Source organism: Lysinibacillus sp. UGB7, from assembly GCF_049058285.1.
Lineage (GTDB): Bacteria > Bacillota > Bacilli > Bacillales_A > Planococcaceae > Lysinibacillus > Lysinibacillus sphaericus_B.
In genome coordinates, this window is record NZ_JBMGUV010000007.1 from 91,040 (window position 1) to 110,795 (window position 19,756).

Annotated in this window: 17 protein-coding genes and 1 pseudogene; 15 read left to right on the top strand and 3 right to left on the bottom strand. The window is 38.3% G+C overall.

Annotation, left to right across the window (positions count from 1 at the left end; all coding sequences use genetic code 11):
* Window positions 1–543: 543 nt before the first annotated feature.
* The 8 genes from ACOMCU_RS08545 (at window position 544) to ACOMCU_RS08580 (ending at window position 10,236) form a co-directional block, all read left to right on the top strand.
* Window positions 544–921, top strand: coding sequence for a peptidylprolyl isomerase (locus ACOMCU_RS08545; RefSeq protein ID WP_421049934.1), 378 nt, complete (start codon window positions 544–546; stop codon window positions 919–921).
* 401 nt (window positions 922–1,322) lie between these two features.
* Window positions 1,323–1,871 carry a hypothetical protein gene (locus ACOMCU_RS08550; RefSeq protein ID WP_421049935.1) on the top strand — a complete coding sequence of 183 codons (549 nt, stop codon included), beginning with the start codon at window positions 1,323–1,325 and terminating at the stop codon, window positions 1,869–1,871.
* A gap of 344 nt (window positions 1,872–2,215) precedes the next feature.
* Entirely contained in the window at window positions 2,216–2,659 is a 444-nt protein-coding gene (locus ACOMCU_RS08555; protein ID WP_010859081.1) for a carboxymuconolactone decarboxylase family protein, read from the top strand.
* A gap of 215 nt (window positions 2,660–2,874) precedes the next feature.
* A complete protein-coding gene (locus tag ACOMCU_RS08560; RefSeq protein ID WP_010859082.1) occupies window positions 2,875–3,249 on the top strand; it encodes a hypothetical protein in 375 nt (124 codons plus the stop codon).
* Between the two features lie 147 nt (window positions 3,250–3,396).
* A complete protein-coding gene (locus ACOMCU_RS08565; RefSeq protein WP_421049936.1) occupies window positions 3,397–3,795 on the top strand; it encodes a hypothetical protein in 399 nt (132 codons plus the stop codon).
* 8 nt (window positions 3,796–3,803) lie between these two features.
* Window positions 3,804–8,627, top strand: coding sequence for a DUF5724 domain-containing protein (locus tag ACOMCU_RS08570; protein WP_421049937.1), 4,824 nt, complete (start codon window positions 3,804–3,806; stop codon window positions 8,625–8,627).
* 15 nt (window positions 8,628–8,642) lie between these two features.
* Window positions 8,643–9,068, top strand: a complete 426-nt coding sequence (locus tag ACOMCU_RS08575; RefSeq protein WP_421049938.1) for a DUF6678 family protein — start codon at window positions 8,643–8,645, stop codon at window positions 9,066–9,068.
* Window positions 9,069–9,282: 214 nt separating this feature from the next.
* A complete protein-coding gene (locus tag ACOMCU_RS08580) occupies window positions 9,283–10,236 on the top strand; it encodes a methyl-accepting chemotaxis protein (protein ID WP_036130088.1) in 954 nt (317 codons plus the stop codon).
* Window positions 10,237–10,512: 276 nt separating this feature from the next.
* Here ACOMCU_RS08580 and ACOMCU_RS08585 read toward each other — a convergent pair whose 3' ends face one another.
* Window positions 10,513–11,376 (bottom strand): YwqG family protein, encoded by an 864-nt coding sequence (locus ACOMCU_RS08585; RefSeq protein WP_421049939.1) that lies wholly within the window; start codon window positions 11,374–11,376, stop codon window positions 10,513–10,515.
* Window positions 11,377–11,745: 369 nt separating this feature from the next.
* On the opposite strand from ACOMCU_RS08585, the gene ACOMCU_RS08590 reads away from it, so the two are divergent.
* Window positions 11,746–12,360 (top strand): HD domain-containing protein, encoded by a 615-nt coding sequence (locus ACOMCU_RS08590; protein WP_036131328.1) that lies wholly within the window; start codon window positions 11,746–11,748, stop codon window positions 12,358–12,360.
* A gap of 222 nt (window positions 12,361–12,582) precedes the next feature.
* Here the strand turns inward: ACOMCU_RS08590 and ACOMCU_RS08595 are convergent, their stop codons facing one another.
* Window positions 12,583–13,026: a hypothetical protein gene (locus tag ACOMCU_RS08595; RefSeq protein WP_010859089.1), complete on the bottom strand. Its 444-nt coding sequence runs from the start codon at window positions 13,024–13,026 to the stop codon at window positions 12,583–12,585.
* Between the two features lie 573 nt (window positions 13,027–13,599).
* Here ACOMCU_RS08595 and ACOMCU_RS08600 point away from each other — a divergent pair.
* From ACOMCU_RS08600 to ACOMCU_RS08620, 5 genes are all read left to right on the top strand, one after another.
* Window positions 13,600–14,361: a DUF817 domain-containing protein gene (locus tag ACOMCU_RS08600; RefSeq protein ID WP_036131331.1), complete on the top strand. Its 762-nt coding sequence runs from the start codon at window positions 13,600–13,602 to the stop codon at window positions 14,359–14,361.
* 406 nt (window positions 14,362–14,767) lie between these two features.
* Entirely contained in the window at window positions 14,768–14,890 is a 123-nt protein-coding gene (locus ACOMCU_RS08605; protein ID WP_421049940.1) for a hypothetical protein, read from the top strand.
* Between the two features lie 507 nt (window positions 14,891–15,397).
* The gene (locus ACOMCU_RS08610; protein ID WP_268890999.1) at window positions 15,398–15,523 is read left to right on the top strand and encodes a hypothetical protein; all 126 of its coding nucleotides are present in this window, start codon (window positions 15,398–15,400) and stop codon (window positions 15,521–15,523) included.
* 314 nt (window positions 15,524–15,837) lie between these two features.
* On the top strand, window positions 15,838–16,176 hold the full coding sequence (locus ACOMCU_RS08615; protein ID WP_421049989.1) for an excalibur calcium-binding domain-containing protein: 339 nt from the start codon (window positions 15,838–15,840) through the stop codon (window positions 16,174–16,176).
* Between the two features lie 28 nt (window positions 16,177–16,204).
* On the top strand, window positions 16,205–17,065 hold the full coding sequence (locus ACOMCU_RS08620) for an SH3 domain-containing protein (RefSeq protein ID WP_010859093.1): 861 nt from the start codon (window positions 16,205–16,207) through the stop codon (window positions 17,063–17,065).
* Between the two features lie 171 nt (window positions 17,066–17,236).
* Here ACOMCU_RS08620 and ACOMCU_RS08625 read toward each other — a convergent pair.
* Window positions 17,237–17,539: pseudogene (locus ACOMCU_RS08625) on the bottom strand (transposase); the annotation flags it as partial.
* Window positions 17,540–17,858: 319 nt separating this feature from the next.
* On the opposite strand from ACOMCU_RS08625, the gene ACOMCU_RS08630 reads away from it, so the two are divergent.
* Window positions 17,859–19,745, top strand: a complete 1,887-nt coding sequence (locus tag ACOMCU_RS08630) for an ABC-F family ATP-binding cassette domain-containing protein (protein ID WP_421049941.1) — start codon at window positions 17,859–17,861, stop codon at window positions 19,743–19,745.
* Window positions 19,746–19,756: the final 11 nt, after the last annotated feature.

Consider the following 19,756-nt stretch of genomic DNA (forward strand, 5'->3'; position numbering starts at 1 on the left):
GACATTTTGGTTATTTACGTATACTGAAAGACATGAAGCTGAGCTTCTGATTGGTTCAACTCTTCGTTTAAAAATGGACGGAGGATTCGGCTAGCATCAAAAATCAAAACATTCGTTGGCTTGATTGTTACTTTCCAGAGTCTACTCAAGTCTTTCCTAATTTCGGGAAGATGGCACTTGCAACACATCTCTGTTCCTTTTAAATGAGAAAGGTGAATCAAAAATAGTACGTTGTTCCAATCTTGAATTCGTTTGTGTTCACTTTTAACACTACTCGATTGCGAGAAGGATAATTCCAAAGAGTTTGCTATGGACTTACTGTAAACAAATTAGCTTAAAATATTGTAGCACCAACTTCAAGGACACGATTCACCTCCTATCAACCCACACAAGTGCATTAAACATTTCTATGAGGGGGTTACTCATGTTTTGTAATGGTCAAATTCTACTTGTTATACATTTACCATTTATCTGTACACAAACTCCGCTATGCTTTAATCGCATAGAATGGATATCCAGTTAATTAAGAAAGACAGTTAAGGAGTGAAATGGATTGAAGAAATCACTTTTAGTGTTTTTGTCAGTATTTTTTTAACAGCATGTAATTCATCAGCATTAAGTATTAGTGAAATTGAGATTGTTCCGAATAAAGTACGAGGGGTAATTGATGACAACAATACACTTCAAATAATCAATGAAGGTGAGGATATTTCTTATATCGTTTTTCAGTCAAAAGGAATAGTTACAACAGACCTTGAAACGCAAGGTGACACATTAATAATAAAGTTAGATGTTACCAATCAACAAGATAATGCAGTAAAACAGCATGTCTATAAATTAACGTTAGACCCTAACCTTGATACGATTGATATTCGCATTAATGGTAAATCTACAGTTATTGATAGTGTAACAGGTATATGAGGAGTAATTAGCCTCTTTTCTACAATTGAAACAATAACCTTAAGGCTTGTGTAAAAATTCCACACAAGTTCTTTTTTATGCTCATAGAAAGCTCCTGTAGTTTTATAAATGTCTTTGTAGCTACGATTAGATTGCCCGTGTGACCAAGGGTACTGGTACTGAATATTAGAACGAGAAGCTGACATTAATTGAAATTAGGAATGGAAAGTAGATTGGGAGCGGCATAGCGGAGGAAGGAAAAATTGGAAGTAATGTAGAATGTAAGGATTACTCAGAGTCAACGGTTTTGCCCCTGCACATCGAGACGGGGGATGATTATGATCAGAAAAAAGTTCACTTAAGGATACACTGATTTCAACACATTGTGTCCTTTAAGCGAAGCGAAAGGAATGGATATACACATGAAAGAACCATCTGAACGGCTCATTGACATGCTTGGTCATCCGTATAATCAGAGGAATGTTCAAGCTTTGCTGCAATCATTCGGTGTCAAGCGCATGCCACCACCGAACAGCTATTTCAACGACGATATTATCTGGTCTGTGAAAACATCGATACGCATCGATATTTATCGCGCACCAAAAATAAATGATTTGACTGGGCGCAAATATACAAATCAAGATGGATGGATCATTGGGGCTATACATTTTCTTGCGCCCGGTTCGGATGACAGAATTAAAGCTCCGTTTCCTGGAAAGCTTCCCAACGGAATCACGATGAGCTCAACACCAGATGAGTCGATAAAGGCATATGGTCAACCTGAACTGTATGAAGAATGTTGGTGGCCTGGATTTTCCGGTCGAATTTTGGCATGGCGCAAGCCGGGCATAAATATCGCAATTGAATATGCGGACAGTGAGGTTGATCGCGTGATGAGAAGCTACACGGCCTGTTTAATTGGCTGCATAGGCGTATGGCGAGACGATAATCCGGATGTCTTTGCGCCCTGATTGCAGGTCGACCGCCGCGGCAGCGCATGGCAGTTCATAGCTAATGACATTGAAGTGTATCGAACGATGAAAGATCACACACGTTCATACATAATGACCCTAATCCCGGAAATGTTATTGGTGCACAATAATGATGATGTTTTTTCATTGATTGGAATGAAGCAAGGTATGAGCCTCTTTTTCTTAGACATCACATTACGTGTCGCATTTCATTTATCCATCAATCCTGTACATTTCCTTTCTTTGATTCCATTTAATTCAAAAGTTATACAGCTAAAAACTAGCACAAACGTTCTTATATGGTTATAATTGTCTTATCTTAAAAACAAAAGGAGTCTTGCCTTATGAGTCAAAGAGTTGCCTACTACGATATTGCGCCTGACGGTATGAAAATAATGATGGATATGGAAAAATACACGAAGAAATCAACGATTAATCGAGCAACGAGGGAACTTATTAAAATTAGAGTATCTCAAATGAATGGGTGTGCGTTCTGCATAGACATGCACACATCCGATGCTCGTAAGATGGGTGAAACTGAACAGCGTATTTATTGTTTAAATGCTTGGCATGAATGTACTTTTTATACACTTGAAGAGAAAGTTGCTCTAGAACTAGCTGAGCATATAACTTTCATTCCTACGAAAAGAGTGCCAGATGACCTCTATAAGCGAGTACGTGAATTCTATGACGAGAAACAGTATGTTGATCTTGTTCTAATCATCAATCAAATCAACAGTTGGAATAGAATTTCTATTGCAATGGGGAATACAGCAACTGAAAAATAATAACAGGGTATAGATAGGTGAAAGACGAAAGCAAATGATTCAAGAAGTCAAAGAACACTTATAGCAATTGGAGCAATCGACAAAACTCACTTTTCGAGAAGATACAGAGGAGCAGGGCTGGCATGTAGTGAAACAATACATTGCGAAGCGCCGATAATAGTCTATGCAAAAGCATAGGCTCTTTTTTCAGCCAATAAATTTATAGGGGGATAACAATGGAGCACTGGTATTATGAGTTTTCGGACAAGTATAAGAGTTATGAAGCGACTCTTGATGGTATGAAAGTCAATATACCTGCGCATTTAATGAACGATAAAAGTATGCGATTTGCTGAGAATGTCAGAAATCAATACACCGCTAGATTAGAAGAGCTGGCTAGGTTTTGTATTGAATCAGAGACATTTGAATATGTTTATCCAGAGGCAACAATCGAGGATGTCATGAAGAAGCTACATTTACCTATTTTAAAGGTGGATGAGATGGGTGGACGCTTTACCTACACGCAGCATGAGCTTGATGAGGATCATTTAATTGATATTGAATTTGTGGGTGTAATGGAAAGCTTTTTTTCTGTAGAGGTGGATGGCTAAAATATATGAAAGACTAGTAGGCCAACTACTGCATGAACACTTGTCAATTGACACTAAATTCTTTCATATAAAAACCTTCAATAAAGCTTTAAATTTGAGTATAGAAAGGGAAGTAAATAATTTAATGGAAAGTTAGAGGTGACATAAATGGAAATTATTATACAAAAGAAATCACTTGGAAGAGAACGAAGGATAAAAGGGGTGGCGTATGAGTTGCCACAGCATCCAAAAACGTTACGCGATTTACTACATATGCTTGTGGCACTAGAGGTGGCACGCTATAACGAGGGCGAAACGCTGCTAGAGTTTTTAACGGAACAGCACGAGCAACATTTACAAGACATGGGTGCTGTAAAGTTTTCGACCATAACTGAACGTAGTAAAGTGGATGTACAAAAAAGCATTGAAACGATGGAACTTGCCTTTGAAGACAGTTTATTTAAGGTAGTACAAAACGAGCATGTGTATGAGTCGCTTGACGCGCCAATTGTGTCAGACGATCCGCAGTGGACATTCATTAAATTATCATTTTTGACGGGAAGATAGGTGAGCTTATGGAAACAATAACACTATTAGAAAAGCAGTTAAAAAACACGGATGATTACAGATTTCATGACATTAAAGAAACACTGGAGAAGTTGCCAATTCGGACGTTTGAAGATTTCTCGGGTAGCGAGCTAGATTCTTTATTGCAAAATCTTTTGTCAAGAGACCGTTACGAGCTATTCTTGAAATTTTTACAAATAGTACCGAAGTTGCCGTATAGCAAATCGTATTATCGTCGTTCGTACCGTGCGCCGAATTCTTTTAAGTTACATAGCTACCGTATCACTTCGCTCATTATGGCGCTTTTACAAACGATGCCTATTCAGTTTTTTGAGGCGTTTGAGCATGGCGGAAAAACGAGTTATATGCATTTTGACAGTTACTATGTCACGAAGGATGATGAAGCGCTTGTTTCTGTTGAGCTTTTTCCATATTTTGTTGCACTATTGTTAAATGAGCGTGATGAAAAGCTGGAGCAAATAATTCGTGATATTTTATGGAAAAATGGTGCGCATCCAATGTACTCGAAGTATTTAGCTCAAGGCATTGTTATGTCAGATCACGAGGACATGCATCAGCTCTTAGGTGATGTGCTACTAGCAGCTAAAAATCAAGAGGGAGCTCGTCAAGTGATTGCTGAGACGATGGATGAGGGGACTATCGAGGCACAGATGTATTTTATGCAGCTATTGCTAGCTAATGATTTAACAAGATTTTCTTCTATTGTACGTGCTGTGGATGTGTGGTTTGGACTTGGCTATGAGGCAAAGGATCAAAAGCACTTGCGGTATGCAATTGAGACAGGGGTAAAGGGGCTGCAAGATGAAGCGTATGTCGAACAACTGCTTGCAAGTAGCAGCAATCTGGATGTATTTATTGGTATTTGGGTTATGTCATGCCGGGATGTGGCCATGTTTTTATTGCGTACAGACGAGCTGATGCAAAAGGCTGATTATATTCAGCAAACAGTGCTTTATGCACTGCGCAATATGGAAATGGAACGTGTCGGTGAGCGTATTTTCCCCTACCTTCTTCAATCGGACAATTTAAATACGTTTATTTACGGCTATAGGCTTGTGACGGATTCGATTCCTAGTCGTTATTATTATCACCGTGAAAAAAATCTAAAGGGAAATATTGCGCAGTATTTTGCGGAGCATCCATGGTTCCTTGCGCATGCGGACGCTTGGTTAGCAAAGCTTGAACAGTTTTCAACGCAAATAAAGGGGGAGACACATACAATAGACGGTTCGCCGTTTACATTTTTAAATTTTGCGTTTGATAAAAAAGGTTTTTTCGAGCTACGTGTGTTGCTGTTAAGCATGTTAAAACGGGACATGGAGCTTGAAGAAATAGCGGAAGAGATACCAAAGTTGGCTGTTGATGCGAGGGAATATTTTTATTATTATGTGCCGCGATTGCTTGAGCGTTATGACCTGCTGATGCCAGCGTTGAAGGATCGTAGTGTCGGCATTCGACGTGATGCAATCGAGACGATGACGGAGAAAAAATATCCGCTCGTTGCCTTTAAAGCTGCTGTGCCACAGCTTTTAACATTAAAGTCTGGAGAAATGCGTCAGTCGATACTTAAGCTACTGAGCATTCAGCCAATTGAAGAGGTGGAACAATTAGCGGAGGAGCTACTGACAAATAAAAAAGAGATTGTACGTTTAGGCGCGTTAGAGCTATTAATTGAGGTGCGAGAAAGCTTAACAATAGTAGATTGGTCAGATAAAATCGCCCAATCTACTGATAAGGAGAAAAACTTACTTGCGCAGCTAAGAAAGCAGGAAGAAACTTTCTTAACGCAACCTTTTGAGCCTGTGAACTATGTAGTAAAGCCTGATAAAACGATATCTTTTACGTTTAAAGACTTACTACATTACGATTTTATAAAGCTGAAGCAGAAACTTTCACCATTAGCGAAGCTAGTTGAAAAGCACGCGGACTACGCCTATAAGGTAGAAAACTATAGCGGTGAACTATATGAAACACTCGTTGGCGATTATTTGACAGCTGATGGTGAGAAAAAGAAAATAATTGGCTCGATTGACCATTTACCACTTGCGGAAGTTTGGTCGGATTGGCTCGTTCAGAGTGAGCTAACGGCGACGGACATTTGTGCTTATTTATATACGCAAAAAATTTCAAACTTGAATTTTATGCATGCATTGACGGAAAAGGGGAAAGCATTTTTAAAACAATTCCTTGGCGACGTAAAAGTGCAGGTACTTGCACAGTTTGAAGACGAGTTGTACAGGAATCAAGTGCATACAATTATGCAATATACAGTTGCTTCTGGTGAGGAGCTGCACCAGCAAAAAATCACAAATCATTTTAAATCGCTGAAAGAACCACTAGATTATGTGCAGTTTTGTAGTAGTATGCTCATGCATTTTCATGCAACAGTGGATAATGATGAAGGAGGCATGCTGGCATATACAGATAAAGAGTACCGTGCGAGTGACATTTATTTATTTAGTGCAGCACACTCTGAAATGGGTTTATATGCACGCACACCAAAGCAAGTCGTGCAGCTACTCTATACGATGTCGTTGTTTACCGGTGAAAGTATAGATATGCTAGAGAATCTATCATTAGTTGGATTAGGTGTGGCATTTGAGGCACGGATATTTACTGACAATCATGTACGACGTTTCATTTCTTCGGAGCATTTTGCGTATTTATTGCAAAAGCGAAAAGGTGATTTAGAAGTTTTACAACGTTTTAGCCGTTACGAAGAGCTTGTGGCAATAATCGACGAAGTGGTGATGTTTATTGTTGAGCAGGAGCTTCAGCGTGGGGATATGGAGACAGCGGTGACACCTTTTGTGAAAGACCTTCACGAGGTGAAAGGGGTTTCGTATTTCATTCGCATATTACAAGCACTCGGCACTGAAAAGTTGAGTCGCCAGTGGATCTATACAGTGCATACACGAAAGGAAAGCTTGTCGGTGCTCCTACAAAAGGTTGTGCTGGATGAAAATGAGTCGAATGAGGAGATGTTTGAAAGGCTGCGGGCTGTGGGCATTTCAGACAAACGACTGATTGAGGCGATGCTCTATAATACTAGGCTTATTCCGCTTATTAGCGAATATATTGGCTGGGAAGGGCTTGAGGAGGTGGTATGGTATTTTATCGCGCATACGACTGAGGGCACGAATGATTATGAAAAGGCAAAAATTACTGAATACAGCGCCATCCCAATTCAGGACTTTGAAAAGGGTGCGTTTGATCGCAGCTGGTTTATCCGTGCACATCATGCAATGAATCCAAGCCAATTTGACATGGTCTATGATGCGGCGAAATATAGTACATCTGGCGCAAATCACAGAAGAGCACAACTGTATGCAAAGGCTAGTCTTGGGCAGCTAGATGCGGCGACGTTAAAAGAGGAAATTGTCGCAAAGCGCAATCAGGAAAAGCTACGGTCGTATAGCTTGCTGCCGATTACGATGGATGAGGCGAAGACACGTTATATATTTTTCCAACAGTTTTTAAAGGAATCAAAGCAGTTTGGTGCGCAACGTCGCGCAAGTGAGGCGCAGGCAGTGGAAATGGCAATTCGCAATTTGGCCGAACAAGTGGCGGGCGGTAATACGACGCAGTTTATTTGGCAAATGGAAAATGAGCGCTATGAGGAGCTGAAGCACTATTTTGAGCCACTTGAGGTGGAGGATGTGACGTTCCAGCTTGTGGCGACTCGTCCAGGCAAGGTCGATTTAGCGATTACAAAGGCAGGAAAAAAGCTGAAATCTGTACCAAAAAAGTTATCAAAAGATGAGACAGTGCTTGACATGCAGGCGGTTAAAAAAGAAATCGTTGAGCAATATCAGCGTGCAAAAATCCAGCTTGAGCGTGCGATGTGCGAGGAAACAAGCTTTAGTAGCGACATTTTATATAGCTTAATGAACAATGAAAATCTTGCGCAGCTCTTAACGAAACTTATTTGGTGTAAAGATGATGCATTCTACTATATAGAGGACAGTCAGTTTAAAACGCTACATAGTGAAGTAGTGCACGTGTCTGGTGAGCTTCAAATTGCACATCCTGCACATTTTTACGAGCAGAAAAATTGGCGTAACTGGCAGCACTTTGTGTTTGAAAAACAGTGGCAACAGCCATTTAAGCAAGTGTTCCGCGAATTTTATGTGGTGACAAATGATGAGAAGGAACAACTATGGACAAATCGCTTTGAAGGCTATCAAATTCAACCAAATAAAGCGATTGCACTGTTGAAATCACGTGATTGGAAGGTCGGCTATTATGAGCCAATTCGTAAAATATCATACCGCTATAATTTAATGACGGTTATTGACTTTGTTTATGATTATTTTACCGCTGCGGAAGTAGAAGCCCCGACACTACAAGAGGTAACTTTTGTTGGAAGACTGACAAGTAAGCAGCTTAAACTTGCCGATGTGCCAACTGTACACTTTAGTGAGGTAATGCGCGACTTAGATTTAGTTGTGAGTGTTGCTCATGCTGGAGAAGTGGATCCAGAGGCTTCCCATTCTACAGTGGAAATGCGCGCAGTCATTATCCAGGAACTCGCATTATTATTTGGCTTGAAAAATGTGCGTGTCAAGGCTCCGCATATATTAGTAGATGGTAAGCTCGGACAATATAGTATTCATCTTGGTAGTGGTAACGTGCATCAACTGGGAGGCACGATGATTCCAGTGCTCGCGGTGCCATCACAGCATCGAGGTCGAGTATTCTTACCGTTTGTTGATGAAGACCCAAAAACAGCGGAAATCAGTTCGAAAGTATTATTATTTGCAGATGACGAAAATATTACGGATCCACAAATCAGGCAGTATATTGTTTGACTTGAAGCGCTTGAGGTGAAAATCGAAAAATTAATGTTGAATATTATGAATGAACGTCAGTTAATTTCTCTTATGAATCAAACAAAATGGGGTAGATTGACGGAGGGAATCGCTTCGTTGGCTTTTCCACCTGCGTTCCAGATGAAGCTTTTAACGGAACCGGAACCCTTTCCGCCACAGTTTTATGAACATATAACATATCATGGCGATTGGCAGCATTTAGAGACTGAATCGTATTGTACTTCAAATATCGAGTGGTTAAAAATTCGACCGTATTATTATAAAAAGCAAGGTCAATTACTTCCTGATCAAAAAATCGACTGTCATTTTGCGCTAGGGGAGTTGTTAAAAAATTCAAATATTCCGTTCCAAAAGGAAAATGAAGATTATATTGTTTTTGGATATGTAACGACTTCAGAAGGATTTTTAAATGACGAATAGCATTTCACATTTGACTGTCAAATAGATGTATCAACTAACAATCGTTTTATAGGAAGAAGTCAACCAAAAAAGTCGGATTCAAAGGTGCAGTTTTTTTATGTCAAAATTTGTTTAGCGTACAAAATTTACTAAATGTATGCAATACCCCTATTTTCTGATAAAATAAAAGGTTTATATAAAATACTAATTTAAACTATATTTGAGGTGCTATGTAATGTTGGATATATTTAATGCTAAAAAAGATGATATCGAGCTTTTTAAACAGAAAATTGATGAATTAAACCGATCCCTTGATGAAAAAGATCATGCTTTCCAAATTTTTTTAAATAATTTACATGTTGAACTTATCGCAACTGTCGAGCAACATGACAAAGTTAATAATCAACATAGTATTCTGGGTAAAATGGTCAAGCAAATTTTAGAAGAATTTAATCACGTTGAAAAAAGTACGATTGCTTCCAACGAAATTTCTGAAAATGTTTTAAAAGATGGAAATGAATTAATCGGCGGTATGGATCAAATCGAAAAATCGATTGTTGATAATCAAAAAGCTGTTTATAAACTCCAACATATTATTAATGATTTAGGAGAGCAATCGAACGAAACTTCACAAAATATGCATGCCTTAAATGAAGGGTCCCAACAAATTGAATCCATTGTAAAAGTGATTGATGATATATCAAATCAGACTAATTTACTCGCCCTTAATGCATCTATAGAAGCTGCAAGAGCTGGAGAACACGGAAAAGGCTTTGCGGTAGTTGCAAATGAAGTAAGAAAACTTGCAGAAAGTACAAAATTAAGTACAAAACATATCTCACGTCTAACTTCACAAACACAAGAACAAATTCATAAAGTGTATGAAAATATTCAAGTGAATCAAAAGCTAATTCATGACGGAATCATTGTTGGGAATAGTGCCAGTGAAAAAATTGCACAGTTATTAATATCAAACGAAAATGTTCAGCAAGAAGTGAATCGTCTTCTTTTGAATATTAATGAACAAAAAGCATCTACTAAAGATGTTATTGAAAAATTCACAATAACGACAGCTCTTTTTGATGATACCAATGCAGTTTTAACAAGTCATATAGAAGAGTCTGATATTGTCACAATTAAATTACTAGAAGCCGTAGATAAAGTTAAACAGTATCCATTTAACAAATGACAAATTTAGCATCCTTAAAAGCCTCTCGTTAATATATCTAATAATAGTAATAAGAGGCTTTTAATATAGAGCGATAATTTTTAAAAAATAAAACTAGCCCAAGCTCGTGCCTGGGGCTAGTCCATTTTTCACTTGTATTTAATTGCAGTGATAGATTTACCGTATTTATTTCGTGTTACTTGGTAGGTACCAATATCATCGGGAGGGGTGGACAATGCGAGCTGTTGATAGTGGTACAGTACTTCATATAGCACTGAAATCATCACATACAAATAGTCAATAGCACTGCAAAACAGTCCATGCTTTATCGAATTTTTTATTTTTGCAGTCTTCCTTGCGAATCCAGAAGTATAGTTTACCGCTATCGCCCCACATACAGCCGAGGTCATCTTCCGAGTCAAGCTGTAATAGGAGATGCCAATCCTTTGCGTGTGGTTCAAGCTCCTTGCGTAATGGGTGATTGTAGGCTGTTGCATCCCCGCAATATAAACCATTTGTGACAAGCTGGCATTGTAAATACATATCTCCTTGAATCATATCAGGATGACCATCTATGCGATGTGTCGTTTGTTCCGTTGTCTCTTCATCGCCCCACTCATATAAAAAGTCATTGTAGGTATCCTGTTGTTGCTCTGTTAAAATGTCTTCTAAATTTTCAGCATAGGGAGACTCCCATGAGGGTAGTGTCCATTCATTTCTAAAGTGTAACGCCGCGCTACCAATATGTTCATCTAATGCTGCGGGTTGTTGCATTCGATGTAAATGGTCAGGTGCTTGTGTGAAATGGAAAACGTGAAAGCCATCGCCATCATTTGGATCATAGCCCCAGGGTTGTCTAGCAGCATCATAGAAAAAGGATAACAGCCCCTCATCTGGTAATAAATTGTCTGAATCATATGGCTGTACTTCCGTTAAATTGAGCTGACATAGAAAGTATAATGGTTGGTCATTATTTGTATATGGCCATACAAAATCTGTCGGTACATCGGGCGTACCGCCAATTTTAGATTGTCCGATTTGAATGGCGTCATCTGCTGTTGGTGTTGTCGTAGCACGAATTGACTTTTTTGCGAACTGCAAAATTTGCTCTGCTACTTCTCTAAGCTCAAAAGCATGCAATGCAGCACGTAGCTTTTCCATGTGTATTCCCCCTCATTTTTGTCTAATGTTAATATAGCAAATATGTTCTTCTTTTGTAAAATTTGTATTTTGAATTGTGAAAATATTGTTGAATCAATGCTTACGTCAGCTCTCGCTCATAAACATCGAATCATAACTCAGGTTTCTAGGAAGTCACAGATTAAGCTTTTGTCATGACCTAAAGTAAGGGGCACCACTAATTCATGTAAATAGTTAGCGTGTAATTTCTATAATCAATCGGTATAATAAAATATAAATAAGTAAGATAAAAAATTGGAAGGAGGAAGCATAGTATTAGATCAAATCAATGAAAAAAAGCGCGTTTAGATGCATGTGGGATTTGCAAAGAGAAAGGACTGAGTGAACAAGATGAATGATTTAAAGGAAAAGGTTCGTGGCATTTATGAGCAGTTTGATGCGAGTCACGACTTCCAACATATTGAACGTGTTTATCACAATGCGTTAGCGATTTTACATACAGAGCCTGAAGCAGACGAAGAGGTTGTAAAAATTGCGGTGCTTTTGCATGATGTTAGCGATAAAAAGTATACCGATAGTAAAGAACAGGAAGAGAAATTCATTAGCGAACTGCCAATGAGCGAGGAAAAAAAGCAACATATTCGTGATTGCATCGCACAAGTATCGTTTAATGGTGGCAATGAGCTAGAAGCCACTTCGATTGAAGCGAAAATTGTGCGTGATGCGGATCGACTAGATGCCATTGGTGCAGTAGGGATTGCCCGCACATTTGCCTATGGTGGCGCGAAAGGGCGTAAGCTGTACGATGAGGCAGAGGAAGCCCGTACAGCTATGACAGAGCAGGAGTACCGTAGTAAAAATACATCGTCTGTGACACATTTTTACGAGAAGCTTTTATCGTTGAAGGATTTAATGACAACGGACAAAGGCAAGCAAATGGCTAAAGAACGCCATCAATTCATGGAAAGCTTTTTACAGCAATTACAAAATGAAATCGGTAAATAAAAATTACACGCTTTAAAAGTTACTGTGAGTAGTAGGGGGTAGATCTCACTACATCCTCATCGCAGTAACAATTACACATGAAAGCAGAGAGGTGGTCTTTTGAAGACTACCTCTCTGCTTTTTGTGCTCATTGGTTTCTAATCCACTGCCAGAGACCCCAAAGTACATACATTGACAATTACCAAGATAGCTAAATTGCCGTCTTGCTCTACCAATTTCGTTTTAATTAGCCACTTGTGAAACAATTGGCACATCATAAGACACTATTTCAATTATATGATCTAGACATGATACGCCATAATGGATAAATTCTTTATCTGGATATATTACATTTGCGATTGTTTGTTGCATCACAAAATTTAAATACCTAGACTTCTCATAGATTCGAATAGCATTACCCTTAAAATTGTCCTCGGTACCATAAAATGATTCATCAAATACTGAGTAAGATACATAAGAATCAAAATCTATTTGAATAATTGGTAAACTCTCGTCAATTTCAATCGGTTGACAGTGATCTAAAATATTGTCACCTATTATTACATCTGTACTGTGAGCACTTATTTTAGCTCTTTTTAGTTGAACTCTAAGTGAATTTGTATGCGGCTCAAATATTTTATGTAAAAAAAAATACCCTTCCCATTGCATTAAATCATCATATTGCATTATTTCACCATCTTCTAATAATTTTGCTTATATTACAATCTAAGTTCCACTATGTCAATGAAGATAATTAACAAGGAACGTGAGGTTATATTTAATGGGAAAGATAACAACGTGATAATCAAGTCATCGATAATTTGAAAATGAAACTGTTTAGTTGACTGCCTCAGTCTAGGCAAACCAAGCTTTAAAAACTCAGATGAAAGCATTACTTTGCTATTTAAACATCAAATGACCAGGACTCATATGTATAATGAGTTCCTGGCTTATTTGTGTGAAAAAGTAATAGGTAATTTATTTAAAACAATGCTTTTTTATTGTTTTACGATAAAAAAATATTGACTAAAATTATTTTTGTAGTTATTATCTGTATTATAAAAATCGTGCGCGAGGGAGGAGTAACTGTCCTGGGGTGACCCCCTCATTCGCAGATACCAATTTTCTTCAAGCGCGTATTAAGCCATAAACGTGAAGTATTATACGATTTTTAGTAGACACATTGTCATTTCGGAGGAAGTTTACATGGTTACAAAACTAAGAAGGGGTTTGTCGAGGTACAAAACTAAGCATGCAGATATGAAAATAATGAAAGATTTATTTTATTTTGCCTACCACCAATCATTATCTTGTATTTTTCCTGTGGTCATTTTTATAACACTGGCGCTATCAAAGTCTATTTATATACCTGGGTTATCACGTTACGACTTTATTCTAATTATTTGTCTGATCGCTCAATTTTTAATGTATACATTCAAATTTGAAACAAAAGATGAGATGAAGGTTATATTATTATTTCATATGATTGGACTAGTGTTAGAAATATATAAAGTTAATTTTAATTCATGGGCATATCCAGAAGAAGCAATGACAAAAGTTTTTGGCGTGCCATTATATAGTGGTTTTATGTATGCAAGTGTTGCTAGTTATATTTGTCAAGCGTGGCGTAGATTTAATTTACAGATGTATTGTTGGCCGAGAAATTATTGGACCATTCCACTAGGGGTGATGATTTATGGGAATTTTTTTACACATCATTTTATTTATGACTTTCGCTGGGTGTTAACTACCTTACTTTTCATTGTATTTGCTCGCACTTATGTGAAATTTACAGTGCGAAAAACGACATATAAGATGCCAATTATTTTCTCTTTTTTCTTGATTGGCTTTTTTATATGGATTGCCGAAAATATTGCGACATTCTTTGGCGCATGGCAGTATCCAAATCAAGCTGTTTCTTGGAATCTTGTACATTTTAGTAAAATCAGTTCTTGGTTTTTGCTTGTAGTCATAAGCATCATGATTGTTGCACAACTCAAAAAATTATATCGCAACACGTAAGGTATGTTTTAGAGATACTGTTGCTTCTACATCTATTATGACATTACTATGGCTATCAATTTTATGCTTTTTGCATTTTGAGCGAAGGATTAGATGAAAGAAACGGGCATCTACATGACAAACAAGATGCTCATTGAAGTGAAACATAAAGGAAGGATATAGTATGAATAAACGTCAAACAAAGAAACAAATAAAAAGGCGCAGACTGAAATGGCTGAACATGTTCAAACTAAAAGGCAGAATGCACATGGACAGACGGGGGAAAGGTTATTATTTGAAGTGAATAAAGTATGACACTTTCTTTTATATGATAAAAATCCGCTTCGCTTTCCGCGGGCAAGGTATGAGCCGCATCAGGGCTACAAATGTTTTATGTGCGAAGCGAAGCGTCAGCAACAAATGTTTTATGTGCGAAAGCGAAGCGTCAGCATCAAATGTTTTATGTGCGAAAGCGAAGCGTCAGCAACAGGATGTTGGTCACGAAGGCGTTGTCACAGGACGTGACGACTTTAGTCTTTGCTCCACTTAATGCTCCCTGCTGGGTCTCAGGCTCTTGCTTTCCCGCAGGAGTCTACGCGGGTTTTTACCTTTGCATCAAAAAATAGCATAATTGGATACCTCTAAGCATGTTGTTTTTACTTTTGGGACAGCCCCTTTTTTTCCTTTATTCGTTTAGCAGCCCTCATTGAAAAAGTATCGACCTTTCTCTATCTTAGAATACTACCATCTTAAAGAAAATAAACTAAGGCTTAGCACACAAGCTCGTATAAACGGATTCTAATATAATGAAATTATACCAATTTTCAACAATTTATGTATAATAATTTTGAAGGAGGAAAAATTATGAAAAAAGTACGGTCAATCTTGACTTGCTTTGGCTTTACCAGTTAAAACTGAGGCCGCACAAATATTTAGTGATGTGCCATCAACACATTCAAACTACTATGACTTTACATATTTATTGAGCAAGAATGTAATCAACGAAAGTAGTAAATATGGAGTATCAGATATTGTCACTCGTGAAGAGGTTACCGTAATGGTGGCTAAAGCCGTTGGATTAAATGGTACGCAGCGTGCTACAAAATTTAGTGATGTTCCAGCAAGTAATAACCTTATGTGGATGCTAATGCTTCAGATACAAATGATGCATCTATTGTCTTAAATGCGGGATACAAAGATGTTGAGTTTCTATTAATGGCTGAAGCTAGTACTGAGATTGAACATCTGCTTGTTAGTGAGTACGACACATTAAATGTTCAAATTTTAAATGCAGGAAATCATGGTTTAAACGCTAGTCTTCAACTTATTTTTTAAAAGCTGTAAAGCCAGAAGTTACTATTTTAAGTTATGGAAAAGGGAATAGCTATGTGCACCCATATGATGAGGTCATAGCTAACATGAAAGCGGTAGGCAGTAATTTATTCAACAGCACAGGATGGGACAATCGTTGTAACTACAAATGGAAGCACTTATTCAATAAATGCACCTGTAAAAGTTCCACCAGTATCGGAACCAGTTAAAGAGTCCTATAAAAATTGCACTGTGTTAAGAAAAGTATATCCTGATGGAGTTAGAGTTGGACATACTGCGTATGATTCAAATCATGATGATGATAACGACGGATGGGCTTGTGAACCATTTAAAGAAACTAATACATCAGAACCTCAGCCAGAACCTGTACCTACACCTATGAAAGAATATTTTAAAAATTGTACAGAATTAAATAAAGTTTATCCTAACGGTGTTGATTCATCACATCCAGCTTACGACAAGAAAATGGAGCGTGATGGAGATGGAGGGGCTTGGGAAAAATAAACAATAAAAAGTTAAGGGAGACTTACACATGAAAATTAAAACACTAGTACTATTCATGACATTATTGTTAGCATTTACATTCAAATTTGATGTAGCTGACGCAAATACTTTTAAAGAAGTAAAAATTATTAATTCTTCAACTAAGGTATATGAAAAACCAGATTCTAATTCCAAAGTGCTGGGTACTGTAGAGAAAGGCACTTTTGTTACTTTAATTAGCGAGAATCATAACGTTTCATTTTCTCGTATAACATATCTAACTAGCGACGATAAAATCATAGATGGTTATATTAGTGGTTCTGCACTTGAAGATGCTCAATATACTATTAAAATAGCTAGCTCTAAAAGTGGTTTAGTTGTAAAAGAAACGCCTTCATTAAAAGGAAAGACGGTTGCAACATTGCAACATAAGATGGTCATAAAAGATTTTGGATCAGTTAGAGATGGCTTGTCATTGGTACAGTATGGAAATGTAATTGGGTATGCAGCTACTAACTTTATGAGTAATACGAAACCAACAACTAAATACGTTGTATCGAGTAACCTTGTTGTGAGAAATATTGCAAGTCCTTCTGGAGTTAATGTAGGAGAACTTGATAAAAACGAAGAAGTATCAGTTCACTCTACGATCGCTGGGTGGTCATACGTTACAACTTCTTCTTCTGAGGGCTATGTCGTAGATTCTAATTTAAGTTCAAAAAATCCGAATGCGACAACAAGTAGTAAACCAAGTAACTCATCAAACACTAATACTTCAAATGGAAGTAAGTCAACATATAAAAATTGTACAGAACTTCGTAAGGATTATCCAAACGGAGTAGATTCTTCTCACCCAGCTTATGCTAAAAAACATGACCGAGATGGTGATGGATGGGCTTGCGAAAGATAAAAATCTATGGAAAAGCTACCCGTGAATAGGGTAACTCCAGATTGACGAACAAAAGGTATTCGGAATGTGAACATTCCGAATACCTTTCGACATTTTATCAGAAATAGTAGTACCAAGTAAGGAAGCCCCTATTAACGACAGTAGTACACTACGGGCAACTATTTCCTGACATTATTGGACTTTGCCCATCGCTTGCATGAACAATTTTTGTATCCCTCGTAATGTTGTCCAACGTATATCATGCTTTTCTTTCGCATCTGCAAATACACGTTCAATCGTTTCTTTTCAACGTGCATAGATTCGTTTCATGTCACTTTGATGTCGTAAATGATTGGCTTCTTCCTTATGATGCGCCTGAATATGACGTTCAATGATTTTCCGATGGTCCTTACTCGTCGTACATGGAGCCAATAACGGACAACTTGCGCATGGAAGTGGATTGGATTTATTCTGTCTTTTACCTTCTATCGCTGTCATTTGAATAGGATTCACTAGTTGATTGGAGCGCAGGCGGCGACTTCTGCGAAGAATAGCATGAGCAAAAGGCCTCTCAGGAGCGTAGCGACGAGGAGACTGAAGCCATGCCAGAGAAAAGCGTCCGCCACAGCGGAAAGCAACGGGTTTATAAGATACATCTACTTTACACATGAGGAAAAGTTTGTTGTCCTTTGTTTACCTTTTGTTTGATGTTATGATAAACAAGGATATCAATAAAAGTATAGATAGAGATGTTTACATGTAAAAGTAGTGTGGACACTTACAACACCTAAAACGAAAGAGATGGAAAAACGTAATGAGTCATTTAATCGTACAAAATTTAACGAAAACGGTGGGCGATAAAACGCTCTTTCAAAATATTGAGTTTACCCTTTATGAAGGAGAGCGTGCAGGTTTAATTGGCATCAACGGTACGGGTAAATCGACCTTGCTTTCTATTTTAGCTGGTCAAATCGAAGCGGATGCCATGGATATTGATCGCCCCAATAAATACCGCGTAGCCTGTTTACCGCAGGAGCCGACTTTTAATAGCGGGGAAACTGTACTACAGGCAGTGTTTTCAGGTGATTCACCTATTTTAAAGCTCAACCGTGAATATGAGGAGACCGTTGCGGCACTGGCATTAAATCCAACATCTGAAAGTTTGCAAAAAACTTTGTTTAGCTTACAACATCGGATGGATGAGGAGCAGGCGTGGGATGTCAATGCGCTTGCCAAAACGGCGTTAACAAAGCTTGGCATTGAAATGTTTGATAAGGAAGTATTAACGCTATCAGGTGGTCAACAAAAGCGTGTCGCGTTAGCGAAGGTATTAATTGAACCGGCCGATCTTTATTTACTGGATGAGCCGACCAACCATTTAGATGTACAGTCTACTGAATGGTTACAGGAAATGGTGTTACGTTTAAAGGGTGCTGTCATTTTCATTACCCATGATCGTTATTTCTTAGATGAATTGTCGACACATATTTATGAGATAGCAGATCAAACCTTGTATCGTCATACGGGGAATTACGGAGACTTTTTAGAGGCTCGTGCCATTCGTGAAGAAATGGCTGCGGCTTCCGCACAAAAGGACCGCAACCGCTACCGCTCGGAATTGAAATGGATTCGTCGCGGGGCTAAGGCGCGTTCAACAAAGCAAAAGGCGCGTATTCAACGATTCGAGCAGTTAGAGGATAACTTAGAGCGTAAGACGGATGATGTTTCCCTTGAATTGGGTCTAGCTACAACTCGTCTTGGCAGAAAAGTATTAGAGGCCGAAAACATTTCGAAAGCGTTTGGCTCACAAAAGATTCTAGAAAACTTTGCTTTTTTACTGCAGCAGGGCGATCGTATCGGTATCATTGGGGCAAACGGTGTTGGTAAATCAACATTGCTCAATATGCTGGCGGGTGAGACTACACCAGATGCCGGAGAGATTCATGTCGGCTCAACAGTGAAACTGGCGCATTTCAAGCAAACTTTACCGAAAATGAATGAAAACGAGCGCATGATTGAATATATTCGTGAAGCTTCAAATGATATAACAGATGCAGAGGGTGTACGCTATTCGGCTGCCCAAATGCTTGAGCGGTTCTTATTCCCACTGCATGCGCATGGCACACCAATCGGGAAGCTATCTGGTGGGGAACGTAAACGTCTGCATCTATTAAAGTTATTAATGGAACAACCAAATGTGTTATTACTGGATGAGCCTACAAATGATTTAGATATTGAAACACTAGGGGTTTTAGAGGATTTCATTGAGCATTTCCCTGGTGTTGTTATCACCATTTCCCATGATCGCTTCTTCCTCGATCGGATTGCTAAGAAATTATGGATTTTAGATGGCCAGGGTCATGTAGAAGAGTCACTCGATATTTATAGTGAATACTTACAGAAGCGTGAGCAGCAAGCCACTGTCAAAGTGGATGCTCCTAAAATCGAGAAACCGAAAGCCGAAAAGCTGAAGTCAGAGAAGAAAAAATTATCATTTAAAGAGCAAAAAGAATGGGAAACCATTGCAGTTGATATTGAAAAGACAGAGACAGCAATAATGGAAGCGGAGGAAGGCATCGCAAACGCTGGTGCTGATTTTACGAAACTACAGAACTTAACGACTAAACTAGAAGAACTAAATGCACACTATGAGCATCTGATTGAAAGATGGTCGTACTTAGATGAAATCGTAAACGGATAAGGAGTGTAGTA

Bases quoted from the DNA above. Each gene is read 5' to 3' on its own strand.
- ACOMCU_RS08570 (WP_421049937.1), top strand. From the start codon at position 3,804: ATGGAAACAATAACACTATTAGAAAAGCAGTTAAAAAACACGGATGAT.
- ACOMCU_RS08610 (WP_268890999.1), top strand. From the start codon at position 15,398: ATGGTGGCTAAAGCCGTTGGATTAAATGGTACGCAGCGTGCTACAAAA.
- ACOMCU_RS08550 (WP_421049935.1), top strand. From the start codon at position 1,323: ATGAAAGAACCATCTGAACGGCTCATTGACATGCTTGGTCATCCGTAT.
- ACOMCU_RS08620 (WP_010859093.1), top strand. From the start codon at position 16,205: ATGAAAATTAAAACACTAGTACTATTCATGACATTATTGTTAGCATTT.
- ACOMCU_RS08580 (WP_036130088.1), top strand. From the start codon at position 9,283: ATGTTGGATATATTTAATGCTAAAAAAGATGATATCGAGCTTTTTAAA.
- ACOMCU_RS08590 (WP_036131328.1), top strand. From the start codon at position 11,746: ATGAATGATTTAAAGGAAAAGGTTCGTGGCATTTATGAGCAGTTTGAT.
- ACOMCU_RS08600 (WP_036131331.1), top strand. From the start codon at position 13,600: ATGAAAATAATGAAAGATTTATTTTATTTTGCCTACCACCAATCATTA.
- ACOMCU_RS08595 (WP_010859089.1), bottom strand. From the start codon at position 13,026: ATGCAATATGATGATTTAATGCAATGGGAAGGGTATTTTTTTTTACAT.
- ACOMCU_RS08630 (WP_421049941.1), top strand. From the start codon at position 17,859: ATGAGTCATTTAATCGTACAAAATTTAACGAAAACGGTGGGCGATAAA.
- ACOMCU_RS08565 (WP_421049936.1), top strand. From the start codon at position 3,397: ATGGAAATTATTATACAAAAGAAATCACTTGGAAGAGAACGAAGGATA.
- ACOMCU_RS08585 (WP_421049939.1), bottom strand. From the start codon at position 11,376: ATGGAAAAGCTACGTGCTGCATTGCATGCTTTTGAGCTTAGAGAAGTA.
- ACOMCU_RS08555 (WP_010859081.1), top strand. From the start codon at position 2,216: ATGAGTCAAAGAGTTGCCTACTACGATATTGCGCCTGACGGTATGAAA.
- ACOMCU_RS08605 (WP_421049940.1), top strand. From the start codon at position 14,768: ATGTGCGAAAGCGAAGCGTCAGCATCAAATGTTTTATGTGCGAAAGCG.
- ACOMCU_RS08560 (WP_010859082.1), top strand. From the start codon at position 2,875: ATGGAGCACTGGTATTATGAGTTTTCGGACAAGTATAAGAGTTATGAA.